12 protein-coding genes and 1 pseudogene are annotated in these 13,482 nt (G+C 72.2%); 3 read left to right on the top strand and 10 right to left on the bottom strand.

Annotation, left to right across the window (positions count from 1 at the left end):
- Positions 1 to 68 precede the first annotated feature (68 nt).
- Positions 69 to 380, top strand: coding sequence for an NIPSNAP family protein (locus tag BLU79_RS11800; RefSeq protein WP_093906018.1), 312 nt, complete (start codon positions 69 to 71; stop codon positions 378 to 380).
- Here BLU79_RS11800 and BLU79_RS48170 read toward each other — a convergent pair.
- From BLU79_RS48170 to pdhA, 6 genes and pseudogenes are all read right to left on the bottom strand, one after another.
- Positions 377 to 910 carry a LysR substrate-binding domain-containing protein gene (locus tag BLU79_RS48170; RefSeq protein ID WP_177000984.1) on the bottom strand — a complete coding sequence of 178 codons (534 nt, stop codon included), beginning with the start codon at positions 908 to 910 and terminating at the stop codon, positions 377 to 379. The two genes, BLU79_RS11800 and BLU79_RS48170, sit on opposite strands and share 4 nt — an antisense overlap.
- A 230-nt stretch (positions 911 to 1,140) precedes the next feature.
- Positions 1,141 to 1,399, bottom strand: a pseudogene (locus BLU79_RS11790) (3-oxoadipyl-CoA thiolase); the annotation flags it as partial.
- A complete protein-coding gene (gene paaN / locus BLU79_RS11785) occupies positions 1,392 to 3,092 on the bottom strand; it encodes a phenylacetic acid degradation protein PaaN (RefSeq protein WP_093905652.1) in 1,701 nt (566 codons plus the stop codon). The gene paaN and the pseudogene BLU79_RS11790, both read right to left, overlap by 8 nt.
- 147 nt (positions 3,093 to 3,239) lie before the next feature.
- Positions 3,240 to 4,754, bottom strand: a complete 1,515-nt coding sequence (locus BLU79_RS11780; protein WP_093905651.1) for a dihydrolipoamide acetyltransferase family protein — start codon at positions 4,752 to 4,754, stop codon at positions 3,240 to 3,242.
- Positions 4,751 to 5,788: an alpha-ketoacid dehydrogenase subunit beta gene (locus tag BLU79_RS11775; RefSeq protein ID WP_093905650.1), complete on the bottom strand. Its 1,038-nt coding sequence runs from the start codon at positions 5,786 to 5,788 to the stop codon at positions 4,751 to 4,753. Before BLU79_RS11775 ends, BLU79_RS11780 begins: the two co-directional genes overlap by 4 nt.
- Positions 5,789 to 5,791: 3 nt before the next feature.
- The gene (gene pdhA / locus BLU79_RS11770) at positions 5,792 to 6,913 is read right to left on the bottom strand and encodes a pyruvate dehydrogenase (acetyl-transferring) E1 component subunit alpha (protein WP_093905649.1); all 1,122 of its coding nucleotides are present in this window, start codon (positions 6,911 to 6,913) and stop codon (positions 5,792 to 5,794) included.
- Between the two features lie 129 nt (positions 6,914 to 7,042).
- On the opposite strand from pdhA, the gene BLU79_RS11765 reads away from it, so the two are divergent.
- Positions 7,043 to 7,534: an Lrp/AsnC family transcriptional regulator gene (locus BLU79_RS11765; protein WP_093905648.1), complete on the top strand. Its 492-nt coding sequence runs from the start codon at positions 7,043 to 7,045 to the stop codon at positions 7,532 to 7,534.
- A gap of 69 nt (positions 7,535 to 7,603) precedes the next feature.
- Here the strand turns inward: BLU79_RS11765 and BLU79_RS11760 are convergent, their stop codons facing one another.
- Both BLU79_RS11760 and hisC read right to left on the bottom strand, forming a co-directional pair.
- Positions 7,604 to 9,289 (bottom strand): aldehyde dehydrogenase family protein, encoded by a 1,686-nt coding sequence (locus BLU79_RS11760; protein WP_256333265.1) that lies wholly within the window; start codon positions 9,287 to 9,289, stop codon positions 7,604 to 7,606.
- A gap of 5 nt (positions 9,290 to 9,294) precedes the next feature.
- Positions 9,295 to 10,341, bottom strand: coding sequence for a histidinol-phosphate transaminase (hisC, locus tag BLU79_RS11755; protein ID WP_093905646.1), 1,047 nt, complete (start codon positions 10,339 to 10,341; stop codon positions 9,295 to 9,297).
- Between the two features lie 327 nt (positions 10,342 to 10,668).
- Between hisC and BLU79_RS11750 the strand changes: the two genes are divergently transcribed.
- Positions 10,669 to 11,283 (top strand): hypothetical protein, encoded by a 615-nt coding sequence (locus tag BLU79_RS11750; RefSeq protein ID WP_093905645.1) that lies wholly within the window; start codon positions 10,669 to 10,671, stop codon positions 11,281 to 11,283.
- A gap of 107 nt (positions 11,284 to 11,390) precedes the next feature.
- On the opposite strand, the gene BLU79_RS11745 is transcribed toward BLU79_RS11750, so the two are convergent.
- Both BLU79_RS11745 and BLU79_RS11740 read right to left on the bottom strand, forming a co-directional pair.
- The gene (locus BLU79_RS11745; protein ID WP_143052489.1) at positions 11,391 to 12,251 is read right to left on the bottom strand and encodes a cupin-like domain-containing protein; all 861 of its coding nucleotides are present in this window, start codon (positions 12,249 to 12,251) and stop codon (positions 11,391 to 11,393) included.
- 43 nt (positions 12,252 to 12,294) lie between these two features.
- Complete coding sequence (locus BLU79_RS11740; RefSeq protein WP_093905643.1) at positions 12,295 to 13,266, bottom strand: acyl-ACP desaturase; 972 nt, start codon at positions 13,264 to 13,266, stop codon at positions 12,295 to 12,297.
- Between the last annotated feature and the right edge of the window lie 216 nt (positions 13,267 to 13,482).

The raw sequence follows: 13,482 nt of genomic DNA, 5'->3' as shown, positions 1-13,482 counted from the left end.
CCCAGTCTCCCCCACGGCACACCCAGCCGACGCAAAGGACATGAATGGGTGTGCGCATGATTGCAGGCATGATCACTGTTCATCTGAAGTACGAGATCGACGCCGACAAGCTGGAGGACTTCGAGGAATACGGTCGCCGCTGGGTCCGGCTCGTCGACCGTTTCGGCGGGACGCACCACGGCTACTTCCTGCCGAGCGAGGGCGACAGCGACATCGCCTACGCCTTGTTCTCCTTTCCCAGCCTGGCCGCGTACGAGCAGTACCGCACGGACAGCATGTCCGACCCGGAGTGCCAGGAAGCATTCGAACTGGCCCGTGAGACCCGCTGCATCAAACGGTACGAGCGCCGCTTCCTGCGACCCCTCGAGGGCGTGTCCTAGGCCGGCCGAAGGCGCTGGGTGCGATCCTGCCGCGTGACTGTGCGCAGCGCTGCGACGACGGCCGTGGTCGTCGGGTTCGCGGTCTCGGTGTGACGCGTCGCGGCGAACAGCAGGCGCAGGATCGGGCGATCCTCGACAGGCGCCGTGCGGATTCCGGGCGCGACCGGGTCGATGGCGGTCCGGGGGACGAGCGCGGTGGCGAGGGCGGCCCGTGCGAGGGTGAGTTGGGCGGCGATGTCGGCGGTGACGTAGCGCACCGTGGGTGTGAAGCCGGCCTGGTGGCAGGCCTGCACGATGGCCTGTCCGCGCTCCGTGGTCGGCGGCGGCACGGCGAGGCTGTGCGTTGCCAGTTCCCGCAGGGGGACGGGCCGCCGTCGGATCGGCGGCGGTGCCCCCGGCCCGGCCGCCGAGGCCCGGAGCAGTCGGCCCTCGGTGAGCGCGATCACGAGCAGGCCATGGTGTTTGTGCTTGCCGGAGCAGTCCTTCCGGTTCTGTGTCCCGGTGCGCCAGGTGCTGCACGCCACCGGCATGGCGGAGGCGCAGCGCCGCTACTGAATCGGCGACAGCCGCGCCGTACGCGCCGACTGATCCGGCGCGGATCCCTCCGGCTGGACCAGCGGTACTCGCGCCGCAACCGCCCGAAGGCCGGGCACCGAGTGAGGCGGCAGGACGGCCGTGTCCGGCCCGGCACCCGGTCGGGCCATCCGCGGCACCGCCTCGGTGAGCCAGGCCAGGAGTCCGCCGTCAGGCCGGAGGCTCACGGCCGGATGACGCCGCGTCCTGGCACGGTGTGCGGCAGCCCCGCCACACGGGCCACGTCCCGGTTGTCCTCGCCGGCCTGGCCGGCCGTGCCGAGCATCACCTCGTCCACGGCGTCGGCCCGGATCGCCGAGTGCCGTACCGCCTCACCGACGACGAGGACGGCCAGGTCGTCGGGGCGTACCGAGGCCAGGGTGCCGCCGTGACGGCCCTGCGGGCGTGCGGGCCCCGTCGATCAGACAGACCTCGGCATCAGACACGGCTGCTTTCCTCCCCGGGGACGTGGCGGCGGGACTGGACCACCGAGAAGCGGCCGGTGACAAAGGCCGGGTCGGTGAGGGCGGCGTTGGCGGCGGGATTGGCCGCAGTGCCGTGGAAGTCGCTGAAGGCGGCGGACTGGTTGACGAAGACGGCGCCGGTCAGGTTCTCCGACAGGTGCACGCCCGCATCCAGAGCGGTCTCGCGGGCCGCCTCCAGCACGTCGTCGTCGGTGGTGTACACGGAGGCGGTCAGCGCGCCGTACCGCCGGACGGTTTCGTGCAGGAGCCGCAGGCCGTGCGCGGTGGAGTCGGTGCCGATGACGAACGAGACCGGTCCGAACCACTCGCTGGTGTACGTCTTCTCGTCGGCCCCGGCGTCGAGCCGGGCCACCAGCGGGGTGCGGACGACCGCGTCGGGGTGTTCGGGGTGCGCCAGCTCCCGGGAGGGGTGCGCGATACGGCCGCTGAGGACCGTCGCCGCCTCCTCCAGCCGGTTCAGGACGCCCTCGTTCACGATCGCGCCCAGGGTGCCGGCGGCGCGCGCGGGGTCGCCGAGCAGCTTGTCCAGCGCCGTACCCAGGTCGGTGGCGAACTCGTCGGCCGTGCGCGGCCCCTGGTCGGTGGTGAAGCCCTCGCGTGGGACCAGGATGTTCTGCGGGGTGGTGCACATCTGGCCGCTGTAGAGGGCGAGCGAGAAGGCCAGGTTGCGCAGCAGTCCCGCGTAGTCGTCGGTGGAGTCGACGAGGACGGTGTTCAGTCCGGCCTTCTCGGTGTGCACGGCGGCCTGGCGGGCGTTGGTCTCCAGCCAGTCGCCGAACTCGCTCGACCCGGTGAAGTCCACGATGCGCACATCGGGGTGGGTGGCCAGGGCGGTGGCGGTGCGCTCGCCGGGGCGCTGGGCGGCGAGCAGTACCACGTCCGGGTCGAATCCGGCCTCCGCCAGGACCTCCCGGGCGATGCGCACCGTGACGGCCAGCGGCAGCACGGCCCGCCGATGCGGCTTGACGATCACCGGGTTGCCGGTGACCAGGCTCGCGAACAAGCCCGGGTGGCCGTTCCAGGTGGGGAAGGTGTTGCAGGCGATCAGCACGGCGACGCCGCGTCCGACCGGGGTGAAGGTCTTGTCCATGGCGAGCGGGCCGCCCCTGCGCTGCGGCTTGCTCCAGCGGGCGGTGGCCGGGTGGCGCTTCTGCTCGTACCAGGCGTACGCCACCGCTTCGAGCCCGCGGTCCTGGGCGTGCGGGCCACCGGCCTGGAAGGCCATCACGAACGGCTGGCCGGTGGTGTGCTGGACGGCGTGCGCGATCTCGAAGCTCGCCGCGTTCAGCCGGGCCAGGATCTCGGCCGCGACTCCGGCCCGGGTGTCGGGGCTCGCGGCGCGCCACGCCGTGGCAGCAGCCTTGGCCGTGGCGACGGCCGTGTCGGGGGCGAGGTAGGGGTAGCTGACGTCGAGCGGGAAGCCGTAGGGCGAGAACTCGGTGGCGGGGACGGTGCCGGCGGTGGGGTGTCCTTCGAGGGGGAAGGGGTTGCCGAGGAGGTCGCGGAAGGCGGCTTCGCCCTGCTGGGGCGCCTCGGCTCCGTAGACGGAGGTGCTGGGTGTCTCCGGGTACGGCGTCCAGTAGCCGCGGTCGGCGGCGTGCTCCACGGCCTGCTGGAGCAGGTCCGCGTGGCGGGCGTAGAAGTCGGTGGACATCGGGAACTCCTGGCCGAACGTTCGGTGGATCGGTGGACGCAGTCCGCCCAGGGGCGGATGCACGGAAGGGCTGCGGGTCAGGGACGGAGAGGCGACGGGCTGAGGAGTGATGGGCCAGGCCGAGGGCCTACGGGTGAGGTCGGCGGATCAGACGTCCGCGAGCAGGATCGCCGGGCGCTCCACGCAGTCGGCCACGAAGCGCAGGAAGCCACCGGCCACTCCGCCGTCGCAGACCCTGTGGTCGAAGCTGAAGGAGAGCTGTGTGACCTTGCGGACCGTCAACTGGCCGTCCACGACCCAGGGTTTGTCGACGAGGCGGCCCACGCCGAGGAGGGCGGCCTCCGGGTGGTTGATGATCGGTGTGGATCCGTCGACGCCGAACACCCCGTAGTTGTTGAGGGTGAAGGTGCCTCCGGTCAGCGCGTGCGGCGGCAGGTTCCCGCCGCGGGCGAGCTCGGTCAACCTGGCGAGTTCGGCAGCCAGTTGGACGGTCGTCATGAGGTGGGCGTCGCGGACGACCGGGACGACCAGCCCGCGTTCGGTCTGGGCGGCGAAGCCCAGGTGCACCTCGTCGTAGCGGAGGATCTCCCGGCGCTCGGTGTCGACGGTGGAATTCAGCTCGGGGAAGCGGCGCAGTCCGGCGACACAGATACGGGCGAACAGCGCCAGCAGGCCGATGCGGGTGCCGGATCCGGCGGACTCCAGCGCCTTCTTGGCCTCGAGCAGCCCGGTCGCGTCCACGTCGACCCAGGTGGTGGCGTCGGGGATCTCGGTCCGGCTGCGGGAGAGCTTGTCGGCGACGGCGCGGCGGACTCCGCGCAGGGGGATGCGCTCGGGGCCGGCCGCCGTGGTCGGCTCCTGCGATGCGGGGGCGGGGGCCGCGGCCCTGTCGGCCGGGTTCGGGCTCGCGGTCTGCCCGGCCCGGGCGATGGCCTGCTCGACGTCCCTTCTGAGGACGACTCCCGCCGGACCGGACGGTGACACGCCGGTGAGGTCGACGCCGTGGTCCCGGGCCATCCTCCGTACGAGGGGCGAGATCGCCCGGGGGGCGTGCAATGCGGTGGCGGCCGCGGTGTCGGGGGCGGCGTGCGACGCGGATACGGCGCCGCCGACCGGTGCGGCGCTGTCGACCGCGCCGGATCGCTGCGCGGCACTGGCGCTCCGGGCGGCTCCGGCGGGCACGGCGCTCGCGGACGGGTCCGCTGCCGCTGCGGCGCGCCGACGGCGGCGGCGCGAGGTCGTGGGGCCGTGGCCGGTGCCGTAGCCGATCAGCACATTGCCGGATCCGGCCTGTTCCTCCTCCCGGTAACGCTCCGCCGCCGCGTCGGCCGGCACCACCGGCTCCGGTGCGCCACCCGCCTCCTCGGGCCGGGGCCCGCAGGCGGACCCGTCGGCCCCGGCGGGGGCGCCCACCCCTACGGTGATCAGCGGCTCCCCCACCGCCAGCGCCGTGCCCGCCTCCGCGTGCAGCCGGAGCACGGTGCCCGCGTACGGGACCGGCACCTCGACCGCGGCCTTGGCGGTCTCGACCTCGACCACGAGCTGGTCGACGGTCACGGTGTCGCCGACGGCGACCTTCCACTCGACGATCTCCGCCTCGGTCAGCCCTTCGCCGAGGTCGGGCAGCCGGAACAGCTGCTCCAGGCTCGTTGCCGTGGTCATGCGAGCGATCCCTTCAGCAGATGCCGGGTGTCAGGTTCGTCGCCGAACTGGAGGCGGTCGACGGCGTCGAGGACCCGGTCGACGCCGGGCAGATGCGCGTGCTCCAGCTTCGGTGGCGGATAAGGGATGTCGAACCCGGAGACCCTCAGAACAGGTGCGGCCAGCGAGTGGAAGCAGCGTTCCTGGACGCGCGCGGCGATCTCCGCCCCGACCCCGGCGAAGCCCTGTGCCTCCTGCACGACCACACAGCGCCCGGTCCGTCGTACGGAAGCCGTCACCGTCTCGTCGTCGAAGGGGACGATCGTGCGCAGGTCGACGACCTCAAGCTCGATACCCTCGGCCGCCGCGGCCTCGGCCGCGGCCAGCGCCACAGGGACCGACGGCCCGTAGGCGACGAGGGTGGCGTCACGGCCCTCCCGCCGTACGGCGGCCCGCCCGAACGGCAGCGCACCGCGCCGCTCCAGGTCGGTGTCCTCCCTCGACCAGTACAGCTTCTTCGGCTCCAGGAAGACCACCGGGTCGGGGTCGGCGATGGCGTCGCGCAGCAGCCAGTACGCGTCCTCGGCCGTCGCCGGGGTGACGACCTTCAGGCCGGGGGTGTGCGCGTAGTAGGCCTCGCTGGAGTCGCAGTGGTGCTCGACTCCGCCGATCCCGCCCGCGTAGGGGACGCGGATCACCATGGGCAGCGTGAGCCGTCCCCGGGTGCGGTTGCGCAGCTTGGCGACGTGGGAGGCGATCTGCTCGAACGCCGGGTAGGCGAAGGCGTCGAACTGCATCTCCACCACGGGCCGGAAGCCGCCCATCGCCATGCCGACGGCGAGTCCGACGATGCCGGCCTCCGCGAGCGGGGTGTCGAAACACCTCTCCTCGCCGAAGTCGCGGGTCAGTCCGTCGGTGATGCGGAAGACGCCGCCGAGCGGGCCGACGTCCTCGCCGAAGACGAGCACGCGGTCGTCCTCGCGCAGTGCGTCGCGCAGCGCGGTGTTCAGCGCCTGCGCCATCGTGACCTTGGTGGCCTGGGTGGTCTCGGCCATGGGTCAGTCCTCCTGAGTCAGGGCGGTCTCGGCGAGCTCGGCCGCCAACTGGGCGCGCTGCTCCAGCAGTTGCGGGGTGGGCTCGGCGTAGACGTGATCGAAGAGCTCCATCGGGTCGGCGGTGGTGTCCTCGTTCATGCGGGTGCGCAGGTCCGCGGCCAGGGCTTCCGCCTCCTGCCGTGCCGCCGCCGCGTCGGCGTCGGTGAGGGCGCCACGGCCCCGCAGGTGTGCCTCCAGCCGGCTGAGGGGGTCCGCGGCGCCCCAGCGCTCGACCTCCTCGGCGTCGCGGTAGCGGGTCGCGTCGTCGGCGTTGGTGTGCGCGTCCATGCGGTAGGTGTGCGCCTCGACCAGGACGGGGCCGTGCCCGGCGCGGGCGTGCGCGACGGCGTCGGTGAGCACCGCGAGCACGGCGACCAGGTCGTTGCCGTCGACCTGCTCGGAGCGCACCCCGTAGCCGATGCCCTTGTAGGCGAGGGCGGGCGCCGCGGTCTGCCGGGCCAGCGGGACGGAGATCGCGTACTTGTTGTTCTGGACGAAGAAGACGACCGGCGCGCGGAGGACGGCGGCGAAGTTCAGCGCCTCGTGGAAGTCGCCCTCGCTGGTGGCGCCGTCGCCGATCAGGGCCATCGCCACGCCGTCCTCGCCCTTGCGGCGCTGCGCCTCCGCCATGCCGGTGGCGTGCAGCACCTGGGTGGCCAGCGGGGTGCACTGGGGGGAGACGCGGGTGGCGGCCGGGTCGTAGCCGCAGTGCCAGTCGCCGCGCAGCAGGGTGAGCACCTCGACCGGGTCGATGCCTCGGGTGACCAGGGCGACGGAGTCCCGGTAGGTCGGGAACAGCCAGTCGTCCGGGCGCAGTGCGAGCACGGCGCCGATCTGGCAGGCCTCCTGCCCCCGGCTGGACGGGTAGACGGCGAGCCGGCCCTGCTTGGTGAGCGCGGTGGCCTGGGTGTCGAAGCGGCGCCCCAGGACCATCCGCCGGTAGGCCTCGCGCAGGGCCTCCACCGAAGGCTCACGGTAGTCGGCCGGGGGCTTGGCCACGGGGGTGCCGTCCTCGGCCACGAACCGCACCGGGGTGAGGGACGGCAGGAGGCCCTGGACCGTCTGTCGGAGGCTCTTCACGGACATGGAGGGCACTCGCTTTCTCTGGACGCTTGACAGGAGAATGGTGACGACGAGGGAATATGTGTTCAAGACTTCGCGTGAACCGCAGATGAAGTGCCGAATCCCAATGTCCTGGAGAGCAATGTGTCTGAGATGGACTCGCCGGAGGGGCCCGTGCCCGGACGAACTGCCGTCCCACTCGACGACACCGACCGCCAGATCCTGGCCCGGCTGCTGAAGGACGCCCGCCAGTCGGTCCGTGCGCTGGCCGAGCAGGTGCACATCTCGCGCGCCAACGCCTACACACGCATCGGCAGGCTGATGGCCGAGGGGGTGATCACCGGCTTCACCGCGCAGCTCAACCCCAAGCGGGCCGGCCTCGGCACGAGCGCCTACATCACGTTGAGCACCGAGCAGGCCGCCTGGCGGGACATCTCGCGCGAGCTGCGCGACATCCCGTACGTGGAGCATGTCTCCCTGGTGACGGGCGACTTCGACGTCCTGGTGCTGGTGCGCGCGCCGGACAACGAGGCGTTGCGCTCGGTCGTGCTGGAGAGCATCCAGGGCGTTCCCGGGGTGCGTTCGACACGGACCTGGCTGGTGTTCGACGAGGTGCGCGGGCGCGGGGCGGACTGGACGGGCTGACCGAAGTGCCGGCCGGCCTCGACCGCGCTGCCCGGGGTACCGGGCCGACCGCAGGTACCGGCCGGCCCGTCAGGCGCCGACGAGTTCCTCAGGGTCGCGCACGGGCGGGCGTACGGCAGGGGCGAGGCGGCCGCGCGAGCGCACCACCCGGAACCGTCCGGTGACGAAGTGCGCGCCGCCGCCCGGCGGTTCGGGCGCGGCCGAGGAGGGGTCGGCGGGCAGGTCGTCGGCGAGGTTCTCCACCAGGTGGACCCCGGCGTCCAGCGCCGCCGCCTCGGTGGCCGCCAGCACCAGCGGGTCGGTCGAGTGCACCACGGCGAACAGCGCACCGTGGCGGCCGGCCGTACGGCGGAAGATCTCCAGGCTGTGCGAGGTCGAGTCGGTGCCCACCAGGAAGGAGACCGGTCCGGGCCACTCCCGGGCGTAGGCCCGTTCGTCCCGCGCCCCCAACCGGACCACGAGCGGGCTGCGCAGGTCGGCGTCGGGATGGTCCGGATGGTGCAGCGCCCCGGAGGCGTGCACCACCGCGCCGTGTCGCGCGGCCTGCGTCAGCTCCGTGCGCACCTCGTCGTCGACGATCGCGCCCACCAGCCTCGCCACGCGTGCCGGGTGCCCGAGCAGCCGGTCGACGGCCTCGCCGAGGTCGGCGCCGAGGTCCCGGAGGGTCTTGCGCCCCTCGTCGGTCGCGATGCCCGTCGCGGGCACCAGGATGTTCTGCGGTGTCGTACGGACCGTTCCGTTGCACAGGCACAGGGAGAGCGCGAGGCCGTGCAGCAGGCCCCGGTAGTCCCCGGTGGAGTCGAGGACCACGGTGTTCAGTCCGGTCCGTTGGGCGAACACGACGGCCTGCCGGGCGTGTTGCTCCAACCAGTCGGCGAACCGGGCCGGACCGGTGAAGTCGACGACGCGCACCGCCGGGTCCGTGGCCAGCCGCTGCCGCAGGGGTTCCCCGGGTGCCGCCACCGCCAGGGTGACGAGGTCGGGGTCGTGTCCGGCCTCCGCCAGCACCTGCCGCGCGACGCGCACGGTGATCGCCAGCGGCAGCACGGACCTGGGATGCGGGGCCACGATCACCGGGTTGCCGGTCACCAGGCTGGCGAACAGGCCCGGCCAGCCGTTCCAGGTCGGATGGTCGGGGCAGCCGACGAGCAGCGACACACCGCGCGGCGCCAGGGCGCAGGTGCCCGTCATCGCCAGCGGTTCCTTGCGTCGGCTCGGACGCTCCCAGCGCAGGTCCGCGGGAACGCGCTCCGACTCGGCGAAGGCGCGGGCCACCACCTCCAGTGCGCGGTCCTGGGCGGGCGGCCCGGCAGCCCGGAAGGCGGCCGCAAGGGACCGGCCCGTGGTGTGGTGCACGGCGAGCGCCAGCTCATGGCTGCGGGTGTTCAGCCGGCGCAGTATCTCCACCGCCACCCCGGCCCGCTCGTACGGCCCGGCGGCCCGCCAGCCGGCCATCGCCCGGCCGGCGGCCGCGACCAGCGCAGCGGGGTCGCACCGCTCATAGCCGATGTCCATGGCGATGCCGTACGGCGAGGACTCGGTGCACACCCGGCCGAGTTCACCGGGCTGGCCGAGCTCGAAGGCGCGGCCCAGCAGCGAGCCGAACACCTTCTCCGCGGTCCGTGTCGACCTCATGCCCGCATCGGTGCCGCCCCGCCCCGCGCGGGTGAACGGTGCGCAGCACTCGCCGGCCGCCACGGCCCGTACCGCCTGCTGGAGCAGCTCGCGATGCCGCTCGTACGGCCCCACACGCATGGCCGTCAGCCCCTCCAGCTCGCGGCGAGCGCGAGCAGGGCGTCGTTCTCCGCCCGCAGCCCGATCGTCACCCGGACGCCCTCGCCGACGAACGGGCGCACGACGACGTCGTCGCCGAGGCAGTGCAGGGCGAAGTCCCCGCTGTCACCGGCGAGCGGCAGCCAGACGAAGTTGGCCTGGGAGTCGGGGACTTGGAAGCCGATGGCACGCAACCGCTCGGTCACCCGCTCCCGTTCGGCGACCGTGAGGGCGGCCCGCCGGACGACCTCCGCGTGCTCGCCGAGGGCGACCCTCGCGGCCTCCTGGGCGAGCGCGCTGACGCTGAACGGGATCTGGGTCTTGCGGACGGGCGCGGCGATGCCGGACGGGCCCACGCAGTAGCCGACCCGCAGCCCGGCCAGGCCGTACGCCTTGGAGAAGGTCCGCAGCACCACCACGTTCGGCCGGTCGCCGAGCAGCGCGAGGGCGTCGGGGACCAGCTCCGGGTCGGCGTACTCCCGGTACGCCTCGTCGACGACGATCAGTACGTCCTCGGGCACCCGGTCCGCGAAGTCGCGCAGCGCCTGCTCGCCGACCGCGGTGGAGGTGGGGTTGTTGGGGTTGCAGACGAAGACCAGCCGGGTCCGGTCGCTGATCGCCTCGGCCATGGCGTCGAGGTCCAGCCCGTGGGCACGCAGGGGGACCTGCACCGCCGTACCGCCCGCCACCGCCGTGAGGATCGGGTACGCCTCGAAGGACCGCCAGCCGAAGACGACCTCGTCGCCGGGCCCGACGACCGAGTGCAGCAGCTGTGCGCAGACCTCCGAGGAACCGGCGCCCACCGCGATCCGCTCGGCCTCGACATCGTGGTGCTCGGCGAGGGCCTGGACGAGTGCGGTGGCACTCAGGTCGGGATACCGCGTCACCCCGCCGGCCAGTTCCGCGAGCCTCGCCGCGACGCCGGGCAGCAGCCCGTACGGAGACTCGTTGCTGGCCAGCGCGACCGCACCGGGCATTTTTCGGCCGGGGACGTAGGCGGGCAATTGGGCCAGGGACGAACGGACGCGCACCATGCTCGACTCGCTTCTGCAGCGGCGGGGCCGGAAGTCGTGCCTCCGGGCACTTGACAGGAGAATCGTGGACAGCAATCGACAAACGTTCAACCAATTGGGAAATCAGGCGACAGACTGCCGGTCCGCCACACCTGTACCAGCAAGTAGTCGCGCCGAGCCCCTGTCGGAACCACTCCCGCAAGACGGACGGCCCGGCCCCACAAGCGTGTGTTGATCACAAGTCGGCCACATGGCCCTTCCCGGTCCCCAGCCGCCGCCGCGCTCCGCAAAGACTGCCTTCAGTCCGCGAGGCCGCCGGCGCCTCGCCCGCACCGATCGAGGGAGACCATGTCCAGGACCCAGCTCGCCCACGGGTCGTTGACGTCACTGGCGGCGGCCCTGACGCTGCTGACAACCGGCTGCGCGGAGAAGGCCGACGGCACACAGGTCGCCGCCGACGCCTGCCGGGCGGCCGACGGCTGGACGGCCGAGAAGCGCGCGGAGTGGCTGCGCACGGCCGTGTCGTTCCCCGACGAGGCGGCGGCCGAGGACGCGGCAGTGGTGATCGGTTCGCACACCGGCGAGCCCCTGTGCGAACCGATCGCGGTGCAGGTCCAGTTCTGGGAGGCCACCGCCACGAGGGCGGGGACGGACCTGAGGTCAGTCCTGCGCATCCGCCTGAACACCGACGGAAGCAGGTCCCGGACCATCGGCTTCCCCGCGGGCCTCTCCCCGGCGGAACGCGACGACTGCACCGGCGTCCTCATGGCGGCGTACCCGGGCGTCCCCCTGACGCAGACCGAACTCCCCGCCACCGCACCCCGCTTGACGCCCGCCTCCACAACGGCGGACATACCATTCGGCACCACCCGAGTCGCCGCCCAGCGCCTCCTCCCGCCGACGAGCGCGTGCGGCACCCCTGCCGAGCCCACACCGAACCCGTGGGGCAGCGACCATCCGTGACCTACTGCACCAACAGAGCCTGTCCGCCGAGGCAATTCTTCGCGGGCTACGTCCCGTACGCCGTCGGCAGGCGATCCGCTCGGCGGCGCTCCTCCTGGCGTCCCGCCTCACCGGTGCGGATCGCCGCGGCGATCCGCATGGCAGGTGCAGTTGCCCGGGCTGAGCAGGCCTGCGCGATGGAGGGTGTCGCGGAGCCGGACGCGTGCCCAGAGGGAGGTCACTCGCATCGTGGAGCCGAAGAATCCGCTGAGGAGGATGCCTGCGCTGAGGTTGACGACCTCGTGCCACCAGCGTGCCGGGACGTAGAGCACATCGCCTGGTTCGAGATCCACGGCGAAGAAGTCGTCGCTGGTCGCCGGGTCTGCGGCGGCGGCCAGCTCGGCGATGCCCACACGGGACAGCCGTGCCCAGGCGTCGTACTTGGCGGAGAGCGCCCCGGCGCGTTCGACGGTGCCGGGCCGTGCCAGGTAGAAGCGTTTCCTTCCCGTGATCTGGACGGCGAGGTTGTCGAGCAGGTCGTGGTGCAGGCCCGTGCGTGACCGGGCAGGTCCGATCCAGGTGCTGCAGGACGTGACGGAGCCACGCGGAAACATCCGCTCGTGTCTCAGATCGTCCCGAAGCCCGGGGAACCGCTTGAGCAGGTCGAACTCCTTCAGGTAGGTCCGATCGTCACCGTCCGGGGATTCCCTGGTCAAGGAATCCCCGGTCAGGCAATCCCCGGTCAGGGAGTCCAGGTACTCGCCCAGCGTCGACTCGGTGAATGCCGTGTGGTCCTTCTCCCTGTTGCCCTTGACGAGTTGCACGGGCAGCGACGGGGCGAGGGAGGCGATGTGACGGAACGTCCAGGTGCTGACGGCCGGCCAGTCCGAGGCCATCTGACGAAACACCGCCGGGGTCTTACCGCGCAGGTGGGCCATGGGTGTGCCCGTGATCGCCGGCAGTGGTCGAAAGCCGGAGGCTTCTGTCACTTCTTCCAGTCCTTCCGGTTGCTCTCCGGGTCCGTGCGTTCGCTCACCTGCCGCCGCCGTCGGCGGCCGGGGTGCGGTGGCCGGCCGGGGCGGCACGGTGTCCGACGGCCTCGCGCCGCTCGGTGAAGCGGTTCGCGATGCGGTCGAGCCGGGCGAGGTGCCCCGACAGTGCGTCGCGGGCACGTTCCCCGTCCGAGCCGAGCCCGCAGCGCTCGAAGACCCGCAGTCGGCGCAGCACGGGCATGAGCACCTCGTCGTGGTGCAGGCGCGGGTCGTAGATGCCCGCCATGGCGATCTGCGCCGACTTGCGGGCGAAGTCGGCGATCCCGTGGCCGGGCATCCGGAAGGACGTCACGACCGTGGTGACCGCGCGCATGGCGGCATCGGGCGCCAGGTCGAACGTCGCGTCGAGCAGGTCGCGGTAGAAGAGCATGTGCAGGTTCTCGTCCTGGGCGACGCGGGCCAGCAGTTGGTCGCAGACGGGGTCGCCGGAGAGACGGCCCGTGTTGCGGTGTGCGACCCGGGTGGCGAGTTCCTGGAACGACACGTACGCGATCGCCTCGGCGGCACCCGCGTACTCGAGTTCGAAGCCCGTGGCCATGTGGACCATCCGGGCCCGCTCCAGGGCCAGCGGGTCGACTGCCCGAGTGGCCAGCAGATAGTCCCGGATGACGTTTCCGTGGCGGTCCTCCTCCGCCGTCCACCGGTGCACCCAGGTGCCCCAAGCACCGTCGCGGCCGAAGTGCTCCGCGATCACACGGTGATAGCTCGGCAGGTTGTCCTCGGTCAGGAGATTGACGATCAGTGAGGTGCGTACGGCCTCCGGCAACTCGGACTGGCCGGGGTCCCAGGCCTGTCCGCCGAGCACTCCGTCGAAGTCGCGGCCCCGGCTCCAGGGGACGTACTCGTGCGGGAACCACTCCTTGGCTGTCGCCAGGTGGCGGTTGAGGCCGGCCTCCACAACCGGTTCGAGGTCCAGCAGCAATCGGATGTCGGCGGTGGGCACAGTTGTCATACGGCTTCCCTGAGACGAGGGGGAAAACGGGGAGGGGGAAAGAGGTGAGGGGAAAGAGGTGCGGGGAACACGCGAGCCGGATCCACGGTGTCCGCCACGAGCTCGCGAAATACCTTCCCGCTTCCGCGCGGGCGGCGAGGAGCCGCCGGACAAGAAATCCACGGCAGGCGTGACGCCGCCTGAAGAATACCCGTTAATTCCCACAGGACGGGAAAA

The organism is Streptomyces sp. cf386 (assembly GCF_900103585.1).
Classification (GTDB): Bacteria; Actinomycetota; Actinomycetes; order Streptomycetales; family Streptomycetaceae; genus Streptomyces.
Note: the sequence above shows the minus strand (reverse complement) of the source record. Positions and strands in the feature narration are given on the sequence as shown.